Source organism: Rhizobium cauense, from assembly GCF_019511525.1.
GTDB lineage: Bacteria > Pseudomonadota > Alphaproteobacteria > Rhizobiales > Rhizobiaceae > Rhizobium > Rhizobium cauense.
Window position 1 is genome coordinate 379,940 of record NZ_JAEUAT010000001.1, and the last position, 20,022, is coordinate 399,961.

General features: G+C 60.9%; 22 protein-coding genes. 8 read left to right on the plus strand and 14 right to left on the minus strand.

Annotated features, from left to right (window positions below):
- The first annotated feature begins 59 nt into the window (after positions 1-59).
- Both JNB88_RS01910 and JNB88_RS01915 read left to right on the plus strand, forming a co-directional pair.
- On the plus strand, positions 60-1,007 hold the full coding sequence (locus JNB88_RS01910) for an aldo/keto reductase (protein ID WP_220354072.1): 948 nt from the start codon (positions 60-62) through the stop codon (positions 1,005-1,007).
- A 13-nt stretch (positions 1,008-1,020) separates the two neighbouring features.
- Complete coding sequence (locus JNB88_RS01915) at positions 1,021-1,464, plus strand: GNAT family N-acetyltransferase (protein ID WP_220354073.1); 444 nt, start codon at positions 1,021-1,023, stop codon at positions 1,462-1,464.
- Here the strand turns inward: JNB88_RS01915 and JNB88_RS01920 are convergent.
- Entirely contained in the window at positions 1,454-2,071 is a 618-nt protein-coding gene (locus JNB88_RS01920) for a hypothetical protein (protein WP_220354074.1), read from the minus strand. The two genes, JNB88_RS01915 and JNB88_RS01920, sit on opposite strands and share 11 nt — an antisense overlap.
- Positions 2,072-2,214: 143 nt before the next feature.
- Here JNB88_RS01920 and JNB88_RS01925 point away from each other — a divergent pair, with 143 nt between their 5' ends.
- Complete coding sequence (locus tag JNB88_RS01925) at positions 2,215-2,709, plus strand: YciE/YciF ferroxidase family protein (RefSeq protein ID WP_113361023.1); 495 nt, start codon at positions 2,215-2,217, stop codon at positions 2,707-2,709.
- A 39-nt stretch (positions 2,710-2,748) separates the two neighbouring features.
- Here the strand turns inward: JNB88_RS01925 and JNB88_RS01930 are convergent, their stop codons facing one another.
- On the minus strand, positions 2,749-3,639 hold the full coding sequence (locus JNB88_RS01930; RefSeq protein ID WP_220354075.1) for a LysR family transcriptional regulator: 891 nt from the start codon (positions 3,637-3,639) through the stop codon (positions 2,749-2,751).
- Between the two features lie 123 nt (positions 3,640-3,762).
- On the opposite strand from JNB88_RS01930, the gene JNB88_RS01935 reads away from it, so the two are divergent.
- Both JNB88_RS01935 and JNB88_RS01940 read left to right on the plus strand, forming a co-directional pair.
- A complete protein-coding gene (locus JNB88_RS01935; protein ID WP_220354076.1) occupies positions 3,763-4,755 on the plus strand; it encodes an aldo/keto reductase in 993 nt (330 codons plus the stop codon).
- Between the two features lie 95 nt (positions 4,756-4,850).
- On the plus strand, positions 4,851-5,210 hold the full coding sequence (locus tag JNB88_RS01940; RefSeq protein WP_220354077.1) for a nuclear transport factor 2 family protein: 360 nt from the start codon (positions 4,851-4,853) through the stop codon (positions 5,208-5,210).
- 276 nt (positions 5,211-5,486) lie between these two features.
- On the opposite strand, the gene pheT is transcribed toward JNB88_RS01940, so the two are convergent.
- The 9 genes from pheT to infC form a co-directional block, all read right to left on the minus strand.
- Positions 5,487-7,910, minus strand: coding sequence for a phenylalanine--tRNA ligase subunit beta (pheT, locus tag JNB88_RS01945; RefSeq protein ID WP_220354078.1), 2,424 nt, complete (start codon positions 7,908-7,910; stop codon positions 5,487-5,489).
- Positions 7,911-7,925: 15 nt separating this feature from the next.
- Positions 7,926-9,008 (minus strand): phenylalanine--tRNA ligase subunit alpha, encoded by a 1,083-nt coding sequence (gene pheS, locus JNB88_RS01950; RefSeq protein WP_016552375.1) that lies wholly within the window; start codon positions 9,006-9,008, stop codon positions 7,926-7,928.
- A gap of 263 nt (positions 9,009-9,271) precedes the next feature.
- A complete protein-coding gene (gene rplT, locus JNB88_RS01955; RefSeq protein WP_007798644.1) occupies positions 9,272-9,676 on the minus strand; it encodes a 50S ribosomal protein L20 in 405 nt (134 codons plus the stop codon).
- Positions 9,677-9,715: 39 nt separating this feature from the next.
- Positions 9,716-9,919 (minus strand): 50S ribosomal protein L35, encoded by a 204-nt coding sequence (gene rpmI, locus JNB88_RS01960; RefSeq protein ID WP_007529267.1) that lies wholly within the window; start codon positions 9,917-9,919, stop codon positions 9,716-9,718.
- Positions 9,920-10,151: 232 nt separating this feature from the next.
- Positions 10,152-11,504 (minus strand): ATP-binding protein, encoded by a 1,353-nt coding sequence (locus tag JNB88_RS01965; protein WP_220354079.1) that lies wholly within the window; start codon positions 11,502-11,504, stop codon positions 10,152-10,154.
- The gene (locus tag JNB88_RS01970) at positions 11,501-12,166 is read right to left on the minus strand and encodes a response regulator transcription factor (protein WP_220354080.1); all 666 of its coding nucleotides are present in this window, start codon (positions 12,164-12,166) and stop codon (positions 11,501-11,503) included. The genes JNB88_RS01965 and JNB88_RS01970 overlap by 4 nt, the downstream gene beginning before the upstream one ends.
- A gap of 4 nt (positions 12,167-12,170) precedes the next feature.
- Positions 12,171-12,740: a PepSY domain-containing protein gene (locus tag JNB88_RS01975; protein ID WP_220354081.1), complete on the minus strand. Its 570-nt coding sequence runs from the start codon at positions 12,738-12,740 to the stop codon at positions 12,171-12,173.
- Between the two features lie 154 nt (positions 12,741-12,894).
- Complete coding sequence (locus tag JNB88_RS01980) at positions 12,895-13,503, minus strand: hypothetical protein (protein WP_220354082.1); 609 nt, start codon at positions 13,501-13,503, stop codon at positions 12,895-12,897.
- Positions 13,504-13,667: 164 nt separating this feature from the next.
- On the minus strand, positions 13,668-14,204 hold the full coding sequence (infC, locus tag JNB88_RS01985; RefSeq protein ID WP_081930801.1) for a translation initiation factor IF-3: 537 nt from the start codon (positions 14,202-14,204) through the stop codon (positions 13,668-13,670).
- 178 nt (positions 14,205-14,382) lie between these two features.
- Between infC and JNB88_RS01990 the strand changes: the two genes are divergently transcribed.
- Positions 14,383-15,183 (plus strand): alpha/beta hydrolase, encoded by an 801-nt coding sequence (locus JNB88_RS01990; RefSeq protein ID WP_220354083.1) that lies wholly within the window; start codon positions 14,383-14,385, stop codon positions 15,181-15,183.
- A gap of 151 nt (positions 15,184-15,334) precedes the next feature.
- On the plus strand, positions 15,335-15,937 hold the full coding sequence (locus JNB88_RS01995) for a transglutaminase-like cysteine peptidase (protein WP_220354084.1): 603 nt from the start codon (positions 15,335-15,337) through the stop codon (positions 15,935-15,937).
- Positions 15,938-16,025: 88 nt separating this feature from the next.
- Here JNB88_RS01995 and mbfA read toward each other — a convergent pair whose 3' ends face one another.
- Positions 16,026-17,009 (minus strand): iron exporter MbfA, encoded by a 984-nt coding sequence (gene mbfA, locus JNB88_RS02000; RefSeq protein ID WP_220354085.1) that lies wholly within the window; start codon positions 17,007-17,009, stop codon positions 16,026-16,028.
- Between the two features lie 316 nt (positions 17,010-17,325).
- Between mbfA and JNB88_RS02005 the strand changes: the two genes are divergently transcribed.
- Entirely contained in the window at positions 17,326-17,694 is a 369-nt protein-coding gene (locus JNB88_RS02005) for a helix-turn-helix domain-containing protein (protein WP_037130783.1), read from the plus strand.
- A 9-nt stretch (positions 17,695-17,703) separates the two neighbouring features.
- Here JNB88_RS02005 and JNB88_RS02010 read toward each other — a convergent pair whose 3' ends face one another.
- Together JNB88_RS02010 and JNB88_RS02015 are read right to left on the minus strand one after the other, a co-directional pair.
- The gene (locus JNB88_RS02010) at positions 17,704-17,910 is read right to left on the minus strand and encodes a hypothetical protein (RefSeq protein WP_220354086.1); all 207 of its coding nucleotides are present in this window, start codon (positions 17,908-17,910) and stop codon (positions 17,704-17,706) included.
- A gap of 150 nt (positions 17,911-18,060) precedes the next feature.
- On the minus strand, positions 18,061-19,896 hold the full coding sequence (locus tag JNB88_RS02015) for a TPR end-of-group domain-containing protein (protein WP_420832160.1): 1,836 nt from the start codon (positions 19,894-19,896) through the stop codon (positions 18,061-18,063).
- Between the last annotated feature and the right edge of the window lie 126 nt (positions 19,897-20,022).

The following is a 20,022-nucleotide window of genomic DNA, read 5'->3' on the forward strand; positions in this document are numbered from 1 at the left end:
CCCGGCGGCGTTCTGCCGCGTCACCGATTTCAATCAATTCAGCACTTTAGGAGAGCGCCATGGATATGCGCCGTCTTGGAAAAACTGGCCTTTCGATCGCCCCGATCGTCTTCGGCGGCAACGTGTTCGGCTGGACGGCCGACGAGAAGACGTCCTTCGACATTCTGGACGCCTTCTTCGACGCCGGGTTCAACACGATCGATACGGCCGACGTCTATTCGGCCTGGGTGCCGGGCAACAAAGGCGGCGATTCCGAGGAAATCATCGGCAAGTGGCTGAAGCGCGGCAAGGTTTCCCGCGACAAGGCTGTCATGATCACCAAGGTCGGCTCCGACATGGGCCAGGGCAAGACGCTGAAGGAAACCTATGTCCTCAAGGCGGTCGAGGATTCGCTGCGCCGGCTGCAGACCGACTATATCGATCTCTACCTCTCGCATTGGCCGGACGAGAGCACGCCCTATGAGGAAACGCTTGGCGCCTTTGCCAAGCTGAAGCAGCAAGGCAAGATCCGCGCGATCGGCTGCTCCAATCTCGACGCGACACAGCTTCAGGCGTCCTTCGATGCCGCCGAGAAGGCCGGCGTGCCGCGCTACGACGTGATCCAGCCGGAATACAATCTCTACGACCGCGCGCCCTTCGAGGGCCCGCTGGCCAATCTCTGCGTCAAGGACGATATCGGCGTCATCACCTATTTCAGCCTCGCTGCGGGCTTCCTCTCCGGCAAGTATCGCAGCAAGGCCGATACCGAAGGCAAGGCACGCGGCGGCAAGGCAGCCGGCTATCTCGACGACAAGGGACTGAAGATCCTCGCGGCACTCGACAAGGTCGCGGCTGAAACCGACGCCAAGCCGGCCGAGATCGCGCTTGCCTGGCTGCTCAGAAAGAAGGGCGTGACGGCACCGATCGCCAGCGCCACCAGCCTGTCGCAGCTTGACAGCCTGGCGAAGTCGGCGACACTTTCGCTCTCCGACGACGCAATGGCGCTGCTCGACAAGGCCGGCGCCTGACGGGAGCCATCCAATGACCGTGACGATCCGCGATGCGAAGCCCGAGGACGAAGCGCGCTGGCGCGCGCTCTGGGCCGCCTATCTCGCCTTCTACGAAGTCACGGTCGATCCTGATATCACCGATGCGACATGGCGCCGGGTCTTCGATCCGGCGTCTGCGATCTTCATGCGCGTTGCCGAAGTGGACGGCAAGGTGATGGGCTTCACGCTCAGCCTGACGCATGAGGGCACCTGGATCCGCGGCAAGGATTGCTATCTGGAAGACCTCTTCGTCGATCCGACCGCGCGCGGCAAAGGCATCGGCCGCGCCTTGATGGACGACCTCGTTTCGCTCTGCACCAAGAATGGCTGGTCGCGGCTCTATTGGCACACCAGCGAGCAGAACAGATCAGCGCGGGCGCTCTACGACAGCTATGTCGAAAGCGACGGGCACATTCGCTACCGCATCAATTTCTGAGCGGCGGGAAACCTTCGTAGGACGCGGCGTGGCTACCCTCCCAGTTTTCCATCCCCGGCTTCGTCAGAATGCCGCGTGGCCGGACATAGCTCTGGATGACGCGGCGCGGACGCTCGTGCCACTGGATGTTGAAAGCCCAGAGTTTCGGGAAAAAGCAAAGTGCTGCATAGGGCAGATGGTCGTGGATCCACCAGGCAAGCCGCTGCCAGTCGTCCTCGTTCTTGTAGCTATCGATCATCCACGGGACGACGACGCAGGCGGTCGCCCCCATGCAGCCATCGAAATCGCGAAGGTCCCATATGTGGTCGGCTGCCGTGGCAGCATTTGACGAGCAGTTGAGATTGTTGCGGTTGCCGAACTGGTTGACCTCGGGCGAGCGATAGCCGGAGCGGATATGCAGCCTTCCGAATGTCGCCTGCAGCGGCTCCAGCAGCTCCTCGCAGAGCCGCCTCCCGGCCTCGATCGCCAGATCTGGATTCTCGGGGATATTGGGTATGCGGTAGAAATCGGCGATTTCGGAGTGCAGGAAATCGCGAAGGAAGAAGTTTTTCGAAAGCCGCACACGCCCGAGTTCTTCCAGGCCCTTCATCGATCCAGGTTTCTTCACGAAAAGCTCCTGTGTTTTGACCGGCGCAGTCTGCCGTCCTTGACGATCAGCGCAACCCGAAAAACGATAGGAACAATTAGCGTCTTCTTATCTTACCCTTTTGGCCGCGCTTCGCGGTTCTCCACACAACAAGGGAAGAGACAATGGCCAAGGAAAAGACCCTCGACGATCTATTCTACGATACACTCAAGGACATCTATTTTGCCGAACGGCAGATCCTGCGCGCGTTGCCGAAAATGGCGCGGGCGGCGCAATCGCAAGAGCTGAAAGCCGGCTTCGAAAAGCATCGCGAGCAGACGGAGGGCCATGTCGAACGCCTGCAACAGGTCTTTGAAATCGTCGGCAAGCGCGCCCAGGGCAAGACCTGCGAGGCGATCCAGGGCATTATTGCCGAGGGCGAGGAGATCATAGAGGAGTTCAAGGGCTCACCGGCGATCGATGCCGGCCTCATCTCCTCTGCGCAGGCGGTCGAGCACTACGAGATCGCCCGATACGGCACGCTGAAGACCTGGGCGCAGACGCTCGGCAAGAAGGACGTCGTCGCTCTGCTCGACCAGACATTGCAGGAAGAAGCAGCGACGGACAAGACGTTGTCGAAGCTCGCCACGACAGCTGCCAACCAGAAGGCAGCGGCCTGATTGTCTACCCGAAGGGATGCCCAACGGCATCCTTTCGCCTCACGCGACATATCGGAAGAAGTCGATGAAGGCGCGCAGGGCCGGCCGCATCTGGCGGCGGCTCGGATAGTAGATGAACGGGCCGGGATAGGGCGAACACCAGTCCTCCAGCACGCGAACGAGCTTGCCGCTCGCCAGCTCATCTTCGACGCGGAGATCGAAGAGGTAGGCAAGACCCGCGCCGTTCAGCGCGGCAACGAGCGCCAGCCTGTCCTCGCTGACGATCAACGGGCCATTGACCGCCACCACCAGTTCCTGTCCGTCCTTCTCGAATTCCCAGCGATAGATCGTGCCATTGGTAAAGCGGCGCTTGATGCAGCGATGATTGACGAGATCGGAAGGATGCAGCGGTTTCGGGTGCCGCTCGAAATAATCTGGCGATCCGGCAATGACCGTAGTCAGGTTCGGCGACGCCCGCACGGCGATCATATCCGCCTCAAGACTTTCCTCCAGGCGAATGCCGGCGTCGAAGCCTTCACGCACGATGTCGATGAAACCATCCTCGTTGGCGATTTCGAGGGTGATGTCGGGATAGCGGTTCAGGAATTCGCCGAGGCGCGGCGCCAGCAGGATATCCGAGGCAAAACGCGGCGCCGTGACGCGCAGATTGCCAGCCGGTCGTCCGCCCGCTTCGGTGACGGCTTCCAGCGCGATACCGATCTCATCCAGCGCCGGCTTCAGACGCTGGAGCAACAGGCGCCCCTCTTCGGTCGGCGCCACGCTGCGGGTGGTGCGCGCCAGCAACCGGACACCAAGGCTTTCCTCCAGGCTCGACACCGCGTGACTGACCGCCGAGGGCGCGATCTGCAACTCCTTCGCGGCAGCGCGAAAACTCCGCCGTTCGGAGACGGCAGCGAGGACGGCGAGTTGAGCGAGCTGGGTGCGGTTCATTGATCTATCAGTTAGAACAGCCCGTTACATATTGCACGTATTTTTTGAGGGCTGCCAAGACGCTAGGTTTGCCTCGTACCGCAACACGGCGGTTCGAATTGCGCTCGACAAAGGAGCACCCGCATGAAAACCCGCAAGCTTGGAAACCTCGAAGTCTCTGCCGTCGGCCTCGGCTGCATGGGCATGAGCTTCGCCTATGGCGCCAGCGACGAGACCGAGTCGATCAGGACGCTTGATCGCGCCGTCGACCTTGGCATCACCTTCTTCGACACGGCAGAATTGTATGGCCCCTACACCAATGAAGAGCTGCTTGGCCGGGCGCTGAGGCCGGTGCGCGACCGCGTGGTCATAGCCACGAAATTCGGCTTCAAGTACGATCCGAACAAATCCGGGGCTGCGGCCATTACCGGCGTCGACAGCCGCCCGGAGAATGTGAAGCGGGTCGCCGAGGCATCCTTGAAGCGGCTCGGCACCGATGTCATCGACCTTTACTACCAGCATCGCGTCGACCCCAACGTTCCGATCGAAGAGACCGTCGGCGCCATGGCCGAGCTGGTGCGGGAGGGCAAGGTGCGTGAACTCGGTCTCTCGGAAGCCGGCAGCGCCACCATCCGCCGCGCCCATGCGGTGCATCCGATCGCGGCGCTGCAAAGCGAGTATTCGTTGTGGTCCCGCGAACCCGAACACGACGTTCTCGATACCTGCCGCGAGCTGGGCATCGGCTTCGTGCCCTACAGCCCGCTTGGCCGCGGCTTCCTGACAGGTGCGATCCAGAAGCGCGAGGATCTCGGCGCCGACGACTTCCGCAGCCAGCTGCCACGCTTCCAGGCCGAGAATTTCGACGCCAATGCCGCGCTGGTCGCGAAGCTCGAGGCGCTTGCAAAGCAGAAGGGCGTGACCACGGCGCAGTTGGCGCTCGCCTGGGTTCTGCACCAGGGCGACGACATCGTGCCGATCCCGGGCGCGCGAAAGGTGAACCATCTGGAGCAGAATGCGGCTGCCGCCGATATCGTGCTGAGCAAGGGCGAGCTGGCCGAACTGAGGGAGACGATTTCGCTCGATCAGATCGCCGGCAAGCGCTACTCGGAGTCGTCGCTGGCGATGACCAACCTCTAAAGGTTGAAGCTTCGAATGCCGGCCCACATCCTTCAGCGGCCTTGCCGCGCGCAGTCCCTGCACTATGCTAAGGAGATGTTCTGGCGAGGTGAGACATGTCGGACCAGCAAGCAATCGAAGCAGTCGTCCATCTCTACGTCGAAGGCATGACCTTCGCGAACGAAGCTGCGTTGCGGAAGGCCTTTCATCCGCAATGCGCCATCATTGGACACTATGAAAACGCCGTCGAGTGGCTGAGCCGGGACGAGTTCATTGCCGCGATCGTCGCCGAGGGCTCGGCCCCGCCGACGACACAGCCGCATATGGACATCCAGATGCTCGACATCATCGGGGATGCGGCAAGCGTCAAGGTCAGCGACGATTTCGCCGGCATGCGCTTCACCGACTACCTCTCGATGCTGAAGATCGACGGCCGCTGGACGATCGTCAACAAGCTCTACTATCTCCACGCATAGAAAAGCCGGCGAGTGATCGCCGGCCCAGCTTGTTGAGAAAGTCTTCTGGCATGTTGGGATGGATGCCCTATCGGTCGTCACCCCGGACTTGATCCGGGGTCCAGCGCGCGCAAGTCCTTGCGCGCAAAGGGCCTTTCGCGCCACGGACGCGGTGCCGCTGGATGCCGGCTCAAGGCCGGCATGACGGAGAAACTGATCGTTCCGCAAAGAGAACACTCGTCAGCAGTCTGAGCCGGCGAAATTGATCGCCAGCCTTTGCTTCAAGAGATCGTGCCCTCAGGCTCTGAGGACGCCGCCGGTGAACTTTGTCACGCTGGCAACGATCTTCTGCGTCAGCGCTTCGAAATCCTCGTCGGTCAGCGTGCGCTCGACCGGCTGGATCTGAACCTCGATCGCCACCGACTTCTTGCCGTCACCGAGCGACGGCCCTTCGAAGATGTCGAAGACGTTGACACCGGTCACGAGCTTGCGGTCCGCACCGGTCGCGGCCTTGATGATCGCACCTGCCTCCACCGACTTGTCGACGACGAAGGCGAAATCGCGCTTGACGGCCTGGAACGGTGAAAGCTCGAGCGCCGGCTTGGTGCGGGTCGCCTTCTTCTTCGGCTCAGGCATGGCGTCGATGTAGACTTCGAAGCCTGAGAGAGCGCCTGACACGTCAAGTGCTTCCAGCGTCAAGGGATGGAACTCGCCGAAATAGCCGAGAATGACCTTCGGACCCATCTTGATGGTGCCGGAACGGCCGGGGTGGTACCATTCCGGTCCACCCTGTTCGATCTGGATATTGCCCATCGGCAGGCCGCAAGCTTCGATCACGGCCAGCGCATCGGCCTTGGCGTCGAAAACGTCGACCGGCTTGCCGCCACCCTTGCCAGCGTTCAGCCACATGCGGCCGGCGCCGGCAAGCGAGGCGGTGCCACGGCGGACACCGCCGGCAACGCGGCGCTGGCCCTCGGGGCGATCGTTCTCATAGGTGCCGGAGACTTCGAAGATCGCGACGTCGCCGTAGCCCTTGTCGGCATTGCGCTGGGCAGCCGTGAGCAGGCCGGGCAGCAGCGAGGGGCGCATGTCGGACATGTCAGCTGCGATCGGGTTGGCAAGCTTCAGCGCCGGCGAGCCGCCGCCGAAGAGCTTCGCCTGATCTTCTGATATGAAGGACCAGTTGACGGCTTCCAGCATGCCGCGCGAGGCAAGCGCGCGCTTGGCGGTGCGGGTGCGGATCTGCAGGGTCGTCAGGATTCTGCCGTTGACGGCCGCGTGGCTTTCCAGCGGCGCCGGCTTGATGTTGTCGACGCCGTGGATGCGCATGACTTCTTCGACGAGGTCGGCCTTGCCGTCGACATCGGGGCGCCAGGACGGAACCGAGACCGAGACGCGTTCGCCGGAGCCGGATACCTTGAAGCCGAGGCGGGTCAGGATTGCGACACTCTCTTCCGTCGAGACTTCAAGGCCCGTCAGGCGCTTGACTTCGGAGAAGGGGAAATCGACGATCTTGGGCTCATAGCCCTTGTAGCCGACGACGTCGGCCTTGGCCGCCGTACCGCCGCAGAGCTCGAGGACCAGTTCGGTGGTGCGCTCGATACCCGGGACCATGTACTGAGGATCGACGCCGCGCTCGAAGCGGTAGCGCGCATCGGTGATGATACCGAGGCCGCGGCCTGACTTTGCGATGTTCATCGGATCCCAGAGAGCACTCTCGATCAGGACGTCGGTCGTGTTCTCATCGCAGCCGGAATGCTCGCCGCCCATGATGCCGCCGATCGACTCGATGCCATCGGCGTCCGTGATCACGACATTGTTGGGACCAAGCTTGTACTCGCGCTGATCGAGCGCCAGCACTGTCTCGCCATCCTTGGCGCGGCGGACGGTCAGGTTGCCCTTGACCTTGGCGGCGTCGAAGACGTGCATCGGGCGACCCTGGTCGAAGGTCATGTAGTTGGTGATGTCGACCAGCGCGTTGATCGGGCGCAGGCCGATCGCCAGCAGGCGCTGCTGCATCCACTTCGGGCTCGGGCCGTTCTTGACGCCGCGCACGAGGCGCAGTGCAAAGCCCGGGCAAAGCTTCTCGTCGTCGAGGTCGAGCGTCACCTTCACCGGCGTCTCGCCCTCGACGGCGAAGGACGGCGCGGGCCGTGTCTTCAGCGTGCCTAGGCCTGATGCCGCCAGATCGCGGGCGATGCCGTAGATCGAGGTGCAATCCGGACGGTTCGGCGTCAGGTTGATCTCGATCATGGGATCGTCGAGGTGCGCGTAGGCGGCGTAGCTCTGGCCGACAGGCGCATCCTCGGGGAGATCGATGATGCCATCGTGGCTGTCGGAGATCTGCAGTTCCTTCTCCGAGCACATCATGCCGTGGCTTTCGACGCCGCGGATGTTGCCGACGGCAAGCGTCACGTCGATGCCCGGGACATAGGTGCCAGGAGCCGCGAAGGCACCAATCAGGCCGGCGCGCGCATTCGGAGCGCCACAGACGACCTGGACGGGCGCACCCTTGCCGGTATCAACAGAGAGAACCTTGAGGCGATCTGCCTGCGGATGCTTCTCGGCGGTCAGGATCTTGGCGATGACGAAGGGCTTGAACGCCGCCTTGTCGTCGACGTCCTCGACCTCGAGCCCGATCTCGGTCAGGCGCTTGCAGATTTCATCGAGGGTCGCATCCGTTTCCAGATGATCCTTCAGCCAGGAAAGTGTGAACTTCATGATCTCTATCCTCCCTTACGCGCTCAGACCGCCGAACAGCGTCGGCATGTCGAGCGGGCGGAAGCCGTAATGGGTCATCCAGCGGACATCGGCGTTGAAGAAGTCGCGCAGGTCGGGCATGCCGTATTTCAGCATGGCGATGCGGTCGAGGCCCATGCCCCAGGCAAAGCCCTGGTACTCGTCGGGATCGAGACCGCCGGCGCGCAGCACGTTCGGATGCACCATGCCGCAGCCGAGGATTTCCATCCAGTCGGTGCCCTCGCCGAACTTGACGATCGGGCCGGAGCGGTCGCACTGGATGTCGACCTCGAAGGACGGCTCGGTGAACGGGAAGAACGACGGGCGGAAGCGCATCGTCACGCTGTCGACCTCGAAGAAGGTCTTGCAGAACTCTTCGAGCACCCAGCGGATATTGGCGACATTCGCCTTCTTGTCGACGACGAGGCCCTCGACCTGGTGGAACATCGGCGAGTGGGTCGCGTCACTGTCTTGGCGATAGGTCTTGCCGGGGATGATGATGCGGATCGGTGGCTTCTGCGCTTCCATGGTGCGCACCTGCACCGGCGACGTGTGCGTGCGCAGCACCTTGCGCTCACCGTTCTCATCCGGATTGAAGAAGAAGGTGTCGTGCATCTCGCGGGCCGGGTGGCCTTCGGGGAAGTTCAGCGCCGTGAAATTGTAATAGTCGGTCTCGACATCGGGACCTTCAGCGATCGAGAAGCCCATGTCGCCGAAGATCGCGGTGATCTCGTCGATGATCTGGCTGATCGGATGGATGCGGCCGCGCTCGGCCGGCGAAGAGCGGACCGGCAGGCTGACGTCTACAGTCTCCGCCTTCAGGCGGGCGTCGATCGCGGCTTTCTTCAGGTCTGCCTTGCGTTCCGTGATCGCGTCGGTGACGGCGTTCTTCAGCGCATTGATCGCGGCACCGCGCGTCTGGCGCTCTTCCGGCGTCATCGAACCAAGCGTCTTCAGGAGCTCGGAGACCGAACCCTTCTTGCCGAGTGCGCCGACACGCACGGCTTCGATCGCCGGCTCGTCGGCAGCGGCTGCCACATCAGACAGAAGTTGCTTTTCCAGGGTTTCGAGTTCGGTCATCTTTTCCTGCCTCACAGGGCGTCAGTCTTGTCGATAATTCACGAAAACATGCATCGGATAGCTCAAGCGCCACGATGAAGCGTCGCAGATCACTACCCATGTGCACGCGGCCAATCAACCGGGCACACCACAAAAAGCCCGCGACGTCGAAAGAGGAGCGCTTAAGCCGTCTCAATCACCATCGCGCCAAATGCAAAGAACCCGCGCAGGCCTGGCCAGCGCGGGTTCCAAATCATCGAAGCAAAAGCTTTGATAGCGCCGGCTTAGTTGACGGCTGCTTCAAACTCGTTCTTCGTACCGGCGTCCTTCAGGTACTCGAGAGCCTTCTTGGAGGCAGCAACGAGTGCACCAAATGCTTCCGGCTCATGGATTGCCATGTCGGAGAGAACCTTACGGTCTACTTCGATGCCAGCCTTGTTCAGGCCGTCGATGAAGCGGCCGTAGGTCAGGCCGAATTCGCGGACGGCAGCGTTGATACGCTGGATCCAGAGAGCGCGGAAGTTGCGCTTGTTGATCTTGCGGTCGCGGTAAGCGTACTGCTTCGAACGATCGACAGCAGCCTTCGCAGCGCGGATGGTGTTCTTGCGACGGCCGTAAAAGCCCTTAGCGGCCTTCAGAACCTTCTTGTGCTTGGCGTGGGCGGTAACGCCTCTTTTTACACGTGCCATTTCATGATCTCCTTAATCTAAAGCGTTCGCGGAATAGTCTTAGAGACCGTTCGGCAGGTAGTTCTTCACGACCTTGCGGCCATCGGGTTCTGCGAGAACCATCGTGCCACGTGCATCGCGGATGAACTTGTTGGTACGCTTGATCATGCCATGGCGCTTGCCAGCAGCTGCAGCCTTGACCTTACCGGTCGCGGTGATCTTGAACCGCTTCTTGGCAGCAGACTTCGTCTTCATCTTGGGCATTTTGCTACTCCGTTTCTGATCCCCTGCGTGCTTCATCAAAGAAGCCTTCTCGCGATGCCCGGTTTCCGGCCGTCGCAACAAGGTGCGGGAGCGTTTGTTGTTGATCTGCGGCTCCGGTGATGAACCGTTCCGCAAGCATTCGAAACCGCCACGGCATGCCCTGCCGGTCAGTTCGGACGCGCGCTTATAACCGCAGCGTCATAAAAGTGCAACGGGGCGGCCAATGAATCTTCTAGGCAATGGCGGGAGGCCGGCTGGCCATGGCCGGAAGCATCAGCTTCACCTGCAACCCACCCCATCTTGAGGCGGAAAGATCGAGCCTGCCGCCGTAGGCCTCAAGAATATCGCCTGAGATCGCCAGCCCGAGGCCAGAGCCTGCCGTGCCTTCGTCGATCCTGACACCGCGTTTCAACATCAGGTCGTAGCTACCAGGATCGGCGCCGGGTCCATCGTCGGAAACACTGAGCACGACATCATCCTGCGAGCGCCCGGCGGAAAGGTCGATACGCGTTCTGGCGAAGCGCACGGCATTGTCGAGGACATTGCCGAGCGCTTCGGCAATGTCTGCGGGGTCGGCCTGAACCGTCAGGGCCGGGTCGATATCCAGATGCCAGTCGATCCCTTTCTCTTCGGTGAAAGGCGTCAGCACATTGACGAGCTTTCCTGAAATGCCGAGCAGCGACGTCGTGGCCATTTGCTCCACCCCCATGCGTGCGGCCTGCAATTGGCGATCGGCGCGCTGGCGGACCAGCTCGATCTGTTGCAGTGCCGTTTCGCGCTGGTCCGCGGGCAAGGCTTCAACCAGGTGAGACAACACAGTGAGAGGCGTTTTCAGACCATGGGCAAGGTCGCTGGCACGCGCGCGAGCGCGTTCGATTGCGGTCTCGCGCTCCGTCAGCAGCAGGTTGATCTCGCGAACCAGCGGCTTGACCTCGCTCGGTCCCTCCGTGCCGATATGCGAGCTGCGCCCAGCCCTGATATCGGCGACACGATCGCGAAGCCGCACCAGCGGGCGCAAGCCCAACCACCCCTGCAGAAACGCGGCCAGGAGAAGCATGCCGCCAGTCGAAAGCAGCATCAGACGCAACGGCCGATGATAGCTTTCAAGCGCAGCTTCCATCTCCGGCTTGGAGAAAGCGGCATAGACGGTGAAGTCCTTTTTTGACGGACCTTCTCCTAGCGTCATGGTCTTCATCGAAACAAGAAGCGGCGAGCCATCCGGTCCGCCCGTTTCTCGGAACCCGCAGTACATGTCCTTGGACAGCGTGTCCGCGGAGATCTCTTCGTCCCAAAGGGAGCGCGATCGCAGCGGCTCCTCATTGCTGACGGGCGAGATCTGCCAGTAGCGGCCACCGGCCGGTATCTGGAATCGCGAGTCGGCAGGCTCATTTCTCAATTCCAGAACGCCATTCTCCACGGCGAGCTGCGCCGCAAGCGAGTCCATCACCGATGTCATTTCGTTGGAGTACTGGTCTGCCAGATAGTCGGTGAAAAGATGGCTGAGAACCGCCCAGACAAGCGTCAACGCCAATGCGATCGCGACGAGAGCACCAGCAGCCAGGCGAAAATGCAGCGAGTGGATCACCTCTGTCGCTCCGGAAGAACATAGCCGAAACCCCGACGGGTTTCGATGGCGTCGCTGTCGGTCTTCTTTCGCAGCCGCGCCACCATGGCTTCCACGGCATTCTTGGCGGCATCGTCGTCGCGGCCCTGAACCTGGCTGGCCAGTTCGGTTGGGCTCAGGACTTCGCCAGGCTTACCGATGAAAAGCGCGATCATTCTATATTCCAACGGGCTGAGATCAAGCTCGCGCCCATCGAAGGTAACGCGTCTTGCACTCTCATCCAGCGTGAAGCGGTTGGCGGATTTGACGCGCGATGCGATGGCGCCGGTGCGGCGCAGGAGCGCTCTCAGGCGAGCCAGCAGCTCCTCGGTACGAAACGGCTTCGGCAGATAGTCATCGGCCCCCGCATCGAAGCCGTCGACGCGCTCCATCCACGAGCCGCGGGCCGTGAGAACGAGAACCGGCGTGTTGATGCCCGCGCCACGCCAGCGTTTCAGGATCGACAGACCATCCATGCCGGGCAATCCGAGATCGAGAATGATGGCCGAGTAGTCGCCCGTCTCCCCTTCCTCCCACACGTCGGGGCCGCTCGCAAACACCTCGACGCGATATCCCTCCCGCCCAAGCTTATCGACCACGTGGCCGGAAATGTTGGGATCGTCCTCGGCCAGCAATATTCGCATGCCCCTACCCCCCCAGCAGCACTCCGTTCCGAGCATTTACGCGCAACGTCCGGATCGCCCCCGCTCCGTCGCGTACCTTCACCTGATAGACATCGCTGAACATGGAGCGCCTGAGATTGACATCGATCACCCGCCCGTAGCGTTTCGCGTCAATTCGCTCCAGAACCGTCTTTAGCGGCAGTATTCTCCCCTCGCGGACGGCATCGCGAGCCCGGTCGGAGTCCGAACTGCGCCCTCGGCCTCTGCCGCTGTCGCCGCTGCCCCCGCCGCTATCGTCATCGTCGTTCCCGTCATCGTCATCGCCACCGCGACCTCGGCCGCGTCCGGAGCCCGAATTGGAGCTACCGCTGCCTGAATTCGATCCGGAAGATCCGGAACCGGACGAGCCGGATGAACCGCTGCCACTCGAACCGCTGTCGCTCGAACCACCACTGCTGCCGCCACCACCGGAACCGCCAGAACCACCGCTGTCACCGTCCTTGGCTTCTGCGGGAGAAACAAGGAAGGGGCCGGCGGCGGCAAAGCAACTCGCCAACATCAGCATGGTCATCAAAGAGCGACGGCTTGTGTTCATTGACCTTCAAGGTACCTCATGCAGCTGCAATCGCGGAGCTTAGACTGAACGCTTTGTCGCGATGAGACAAGGCTCCAGAAAATCAAGAACTCCGCCGGGGCGTTGGCGGAGTTCTTTCTTCCGAAGGGGTGGCCGGAAGACCGCACCGGGCAGATTATTGCGCCGAGGCGGGAACTATGGTGACGCTTGTGATCGCGCCAGGATTTCGAACAAAATCACCTCTGTGGGGATGCGCGACCACTGTGCGCGTTCCATGCTCAAGCTCGATTTCGACCTCGAGGCGCCGGCCAAGCTGGTCCACAGCAGCAAGCGAGCCGTTCAACAGCCCCGTCAGGCTTGCCTGAGACACCGAAAGCGTTACTTCCGGGCGGTTGTCGTTGCGTCCACCGCGGCGGCCGCCGGGGTTGTCATCATTGGCGTCGTGGTTGGCGGCATCGTCGCGGCCGCGTCCACGGCCATGGTCGTCATTGCCGTCGTCATCACCGCCGCGTCCGCGACCGCTGTGGTCATCCCCACCACCACGTCCGCTGCCACTGTGGTCATCACTGCCGCCGCTGCGGCCAGACCCGCTGTTGCTGCCGCCACTGCTGCCCCCGCCGCCAGAACCGCTACCGCTGCTCCCGCCGCCATCATCGCTGCCGCCGCGGGCAAAAGCCGCCGACGAGAGGTTGTCCGGCCCGAATGTCTGGATCGTCGGAAGCGACAGGGTTACCGCGATTGCGGCAACGGAAGCCAGGAGCGTGTGTGAGATGCCCTTTTTCATGATCTTTTACCTTCTACCCTCTTCTCTGTTGAGTGCAGAATGCCAAAGTCTTGCTGACAGACCGTTGAGCGCTGTTGTCAGCATTCTGTCAGATTGCGAAAGCAGGTCCTAAAATACAAAAGCCGCCCTTACGGACGGCTTTGATACGAGAGTGACGACGCGCCTCACTTCGGCGCGAGCACCATCATCATCTGGCGGCCTTCGAGCTTGGGCTCGGCTTCGACCTTGGCATACTCGGTCGTGTCGGCCTTGACCTGCTGCAGCAACTTCATGCCCAGTTCCTGGTGCGCCATTTCGCGGCCGCGGAACTTCAGCGTTACCTTCACCTTGTCGCCGTCTTCGAAGAAGCGGCCCATCGCCTTCATCTTCACCTCATAGTCATGGGTGTCGATATTGGGGCGCATCTTGATTTCTTTGACTTCGACAATCTTCTGCTTCTTGCGCGCCTCAGCGGCCTTCTTCTGGTTGGCATATTTCAGCTTGCCCAGATCGAGGATCTTGCACACCGGCGGTTCAGCATTGGGGGAAATTTCCACCAGGTCGAGTCCGGCTTCCTCAGCCATTCTCAGGGCCTGGTCTGTGGCGACGACGCCTAAATTCTGTCCTTCAGCATCAATCAGCTGAACTTTGGGAATGCGAATTTCCCTATTCGAGCGCGGCCCTTCCTTAACGGGCGCGTCGTTTTTAAACGGTCTGCGAATGGTCGTATTCTCCTCGCGTTGTTTATGATCGCCGCAGCCTAGCACCTCCAACAACGGAAGTACAAACGTAGTTTCGCCATGGCTGCAACGGAGTCAGTAACATCCTTTAGCGGAAAAATCACCTGCTGTCAGCCTGTCAAGAATCTGTTTTATAGGCCAAAACAACCGGAGTTCCGCCATGTCTGAAGCAAATCTCATCCATGACCAACAATATCTTACCGTCGGGCAGGGCGAAGCCGCGCGCGAGATCGCATACATTGCGCGGGCAGGATCCGGCGAGCCAGGCAGCCCCACACTCGTATGGCTATCCGGATACCGATCCGACATGAGCGGCAGCAAGGCCGTCGAACTCGACAAGTTCGCTGCTGAAAATGGGCTCGCGTGCCTGCGGCTTGATTATTCGGGCCACGGCCTATCGTCCGGCAAATTCACCGACGGAACGATCTCGCGTTGGCTGGAAGAAGCGCTGGCCGTCATCCTTCATAAGGCTCCCGAGCGCATTCTAGTCGTCGGCTCCTCGATGGGTGGGTGGATTGCCCTGCGGCTCGCCCAGGAACTCGCCAAGCGGCCCAAGGGGCCGAGACTGGAGGGCATGGTGCTGATCGCACCCGCGCCCGACTTCACTTCCGATCTCATCGAGCCAAACCTCACGAAGAAGGAGCAGACCTCGCTGGCGGAACGCGGTTACTTCGAGGAGCGGTCCGCCTACAGCCCGGAACCGAACATCTACACACGTGCGCTCATCGAGGATGGACGCGACAACAGCGTACTCAAAGGCATCATCGAGACACGGTGCCCGGTCCATATCCTGCAGGGAATGAAGGACCCCGATGTTCCCTATCAGCACGCCCTGAAGCTCGTCGAGCATCTTCCCGCGGACGACGTGGTGCTGACCTTCGTTCGTGACGGAGATCACCGGCTCTCGCGCCCCCAGGATATCGAGCGCATGCTTGCCGCCGTCAAAGGGCTGATCCGCTAATCCGAACGATACCAGCTGTGCCAAATCCTAACGGATTTTAACCATGTTGGTGGGTAGCGGGCCCCTCCCCAGAAGTAACGATTGACTCTCCGAGCCTCCCTCCGTTAACTTTTTGTTAATAATACATGGGCGATGCAAGGGAAGAGCGGGCGTGCGGATCAAGGGTTTCCTCGTGGCCATAATGGCCGTGTTTGCAATGTCTACGACAGCCGCGACACCGGCTCCCACCAACAATCTCTCGATGGTCACTGGCGCGGCGACGTCCCAGCCGATCGGCCACTACGACTTCTGTCAGGGCCATCGCAACGAGTGCGGTCCCAACCGCAATGTCTCGCCGGCCGACATGTCGGACGCAAAATGGGGAATGGTTCGCTCGGTCAACTCCATGGTCAACAACAGCATCACGCCGATGACCGACAAGGAAATCTACGGCAAGGATGAGGTCTGGGCCTACCCAACGACTGCTGGGGATTGTGAAGACTTCGCCCTGCTGAAGCGCCGCATCCTGATCCAGCGTGGAATTTCGCCGGCTAACCTGCTCCTGACCGTGGTGCGCAAGCCTGACGGTGAGGGCCATGCCGTGTTGACGTTGCGCACCACCAGCGGTGACTTCGTGCTCGACAATCTGGCATCCAACGTCAAGCCGTGGTTCGACACGCCCTACTCCTTCATCAAGCGCCAATCGAGCGCCAATGCCGGCCGCTGGGTTACCATCGAGAATGGCCGCGACGTCCTAGTCGGCGCCTTGAGATAAGCGGCATCGGGCCACACGTGACAAAAAGGCCGGCGGAAACGCCGGCGTTTTTGTTGCCAAGCAGGTCGCGGCCCCGGCAGATGCCGGCTTAGCCGTGGCCGATCAGAATACCGGCGCCGAGCACGAGGCCGCCGCCCACGACCACCTGAAACGCCGCGCGCATGAATGGCGTTTCCATGTACCTGTTCTGGATGAATGCAATCGCCCAAAGCTCGAAGATCGCAATGACCACAGCCATGGTCGTTGCTGTCCAGAAGTGAGGTATCAGGTAGGGCAACGTATGGCCGAGGCCGCCGAGCGCGGTCATGACGCCGCAGGCGATACCGCGTTTGACCGGTGAGCCACGACCCGAGATCTTGCCGTCGTCATGCGCTGCCTCGGTGAAGCCCATCGAGATACCAGCGCCGACGGAGGCGGACATGCCGACGAGGAAGGTCTGCCAGGTGTCCTGCGTTGCAAAGGCTGCCGCAAAGATCGGTGCAAGCGTCGAGACCGAGCCGTCCATCAGGCCGGCAAGACCAGGCTGCACATAGGTGAGGACCAGTTGCCGCCGGGCCGCCACATCCTCCTCGGCCTTGACCGCAACCGGGGTGTGCTTGTTGCCGAGCATGCGGGTGATGTCCTCGTGGCCCTGCTCGGCCAAGGCAAGGTCGCCGAGCAGCTGCCGCGTTTGCGCGTCCCTGACGCGCTTGCCCGCCTCGGCATAGAAGCGATAGGCCTGCTGCTCCATGGCTTCAGCTTCACGGCGGATCTTGTCGAGCGGCAGGTTGCGCCGCAGCCAGTCGGGCTTGCGGTCATAGAATCCGCGGACATGTTCTCTGCGGATCAGGGTAATGCGCTCGCCGAACCGCTGCCGATAGATTTCGATCAGGGACCTGCGATGTGTGTCCTCAACTTCGGCCATCTCATCGAAGACCTTCGCGGATGCCGGATAGCCGATGCGCAGCATATCGGCGTAAGCGAGATAGATGCGCGCGTCCTCCTCCTCGGCACCGATGGCGAGCGCCAGTATTTCCTGTTCGGACAATGAATCAAATGAACGCTTCGATGATCTGAAAAACCTGTTCAGCATGCTAACCTCAATTTTAGAATTATTCTAAAATAGTGACAGTCGCTGCTCCGGTCAAGTTTATCAGGGCGTCCGGCACCGGAATCAGCGTCGCAGACACGCAAAGTAAAATTACGTGTCGTTCCGGCTTGCTTGCCGCCCCTAACTGGCATGAGAAATATCGTGCACGCTATAGTTTATGTCTACGCCGAAAGTTTAAGATTACCCACTCAAAAACCACAACAAAAGCAGGTTGCAATTTGGAACCGACGGGTTGAGATATTGTAAAACGCGGGCATAGTACTAGCCGTATTTCATTGCGTTATAAGGGAACAACACAGTGCCAGATCCGGTAGATATTATTGTCGGCAGAAATGTACGGGCACTCAGGGCCAAACGACGCATTTCGCAGCTGGAACTGGGAGAGGCGCTCGGGCTGACTTTTCAGCAGATCCAGAAATATGAGAAGGGCACGAACCGTGTATCGGCGAGCAAGCTTCACCAGATCGCGGTGTTTCTGGGTGTGGATATATCCGACCTGTTCGAAGGCGCGAACCCGTCCGACGGATCGGCGCGGCAGGGGCTGAGCGCCGAAGCTTATGAGCTTGCCGTGCACTACGACAAGCTTCGCTCCGTCGCCGGCAAGGAAGCGGTCAAGACCATCCTATCGATCATGAGCGGTGAGAGCTACGCCGAGGCGTTGAGCTAGATCTGCCGGTCAGTGCATTTCGCATTCGTGGAGCGCGACGAGCAGATCGTCCTGCGTCTGGTGGCCGGCATGATAGAGATCGATCGCGATGCTTGCGATTGAGAGCCCCTGCTGGCTGCGCAGCTTGATATTGCGCTCGGCGCACCAGGCATAGACTGCGCCCGCGAGCACATCGACATCATCGGACTGAATAAAAGTAGTGGCTGCTACCGTCATGGAAGTTGCCCTTGGCTTTTTTGGTTGATCCCCGAAAGAATACTGCCGCCTTTGTACGGCTTTGCAAAGCGCGATCCCGCGCCTGCGTTAACGCCAGGCGGACGCACACGGCGACCTGTTTCATTATGGGGCAACCAGCAGCGAAAACCGCTATTCGGACGCCACTCTGAAGTCGATCGAGGCCGAACATGCCTCGATCGCATCCAGCATTTTCTCGAACCGCGGATGATCGCGCACCGAATCGAGATCCGAATCGTGCTTGAACCAGAGAATCTGATAGCAGGAGGACTGCGGCAGCAATGCTTCCAGCAAGTCCAGCGCAGCATCGCATTCATTGAGCAGCGCGTAGACGCAGGCGACATTGTATTGGGCGACGACGTCGTCCGGATCGATCATCTGGGCGCGCTTGGCCCACTCCTTTGCTCTCTCCGCATCGCCCATGTGAGCCAAAGCCAACGCTCCACGGTGCGCAGGGCCTGAGTTTTCGGGATGCTGCTCCAGGGCGCGCTCGGCACGCTCGATACCTATGCGCGCCCAACGCTCGCGCTCTTCCGACAGCCCGAGCGACCGGCATGCGCTCATCAGATGGATCGGCGAGAGATAGTCATCCGGACGGATCTCCGCGGCCCTGGTGAAAAAGGTGACCGCGCCCTCGAACTTGCCCTGCATGAACAGGAAGCGCCCATAGTGGAAGTTCGTTTCATAATGGTCGGGTTCCAGTGCAAGAGCTTTTTCGAACTCGACAAGAGCCTCCTCGTCCCGCCCATCCTGATGCAAGGCAAGGCCGCGAGAGGCGTGGGCCTCCGCCAGATTTGGATCGAGCGCGAGCGCCTTGGCGCTGAGGCTCAGTATCCCCTGCAGCGTGTATTCACCCGCATGCCAGTCGCGCAGCGCGGACTCGCAATCGGCCATGCCGGCATAGGCACGCGCATATTCCGGATCCAGTGCGACGGCCGTCGCGAACATGCGCCGCGCCAGCAGCAGATAGGGCCGTGTCCAGGTGTGGGAGAGCTGCCGGCCGCGCAGATAATAGGTATAGGCTTCGACATTGCAGGTCGGCTCGGCCTCGATCGCCCGCCTTTCCTCAGGCAGCAGCTTGATCTTGAGCTGGTCGACGATCGCATGGGTGATCTCGTCCTGGATTGCGAAGATGTCCGTCAAATCCCGGTCAAAGCGGTCGGCCCACAAATGCCCGCCATTTCGTGCATCAATCAGCTGCCCGGTAATGCGGACACGCTGGCCAACCTTGCGCACGCTACCCTCGAGGACAAAATCGACGCCGAGTTCAGCGGCCACCTGCTTCACCTGTACGGATTTTCCCTTGTACGTGAAGGCAGTGTTGCGCGCGACGACATAAAGGTTTGAGACCTTCGAGAGGTCAGTGATGATGTCCTCGGTGATGCCATCCGAAAAATACTCCTGCTCGGCATCGCCGCTCATATTGGTGAAAGGCAGGACGGCAACGAGCTGCTTGTGCTTTTCCCTGGCCTCGGTCAGCGCCGCCTTGTTCACCTTCAGCGGCAATGCCCGCCGCGGCGAAATAGCGTAGACCCTGATCGGTTCCTTGATGTTCTTGAGCCGGTGTTCGCCGCGATCCACGAAGGACAGATCAAGCCGTGACCCGACATGGTCCCGAACGGACGCGGAAACGGCGATGCCGCCGGGTTCGGCCAGGGTCTCCAGCCGGGCAGCGACGTTGACCCCATCCCCGAAGATATCGCCCTCCTCCACGATCACATCGCCAAGATGGATACCGATCCGGAATTCCAGCCGCTTGTCCTCGAGCATCGCGAGATTTTGTCGGGCAGCCTCGCGCTGTATCTCATCGGCGCAGGCGACGGCGTTTACAATGCTGGAGAACTCGACCAGCAGGCCGTCACCCGTCAGCTTGACGATGCGACCGCGATGCTGCTCGATTTTCGGGTCGAGAAGTTCCGTGCGGCAGCGTTTGACCGCGCGCAAGGTCCCGGATTCATCTAAACCCATCAATCGGCTGTAGCCGACGATGTCTGCTGCGAGGATGGCTGCGAGACGGCGTTCCAAGTGTCCCCCTGCGCTGCGATGTTGCTGGGCTCGCTAATTTAACCTTTTATTATCTTATTGTCCTGCCAA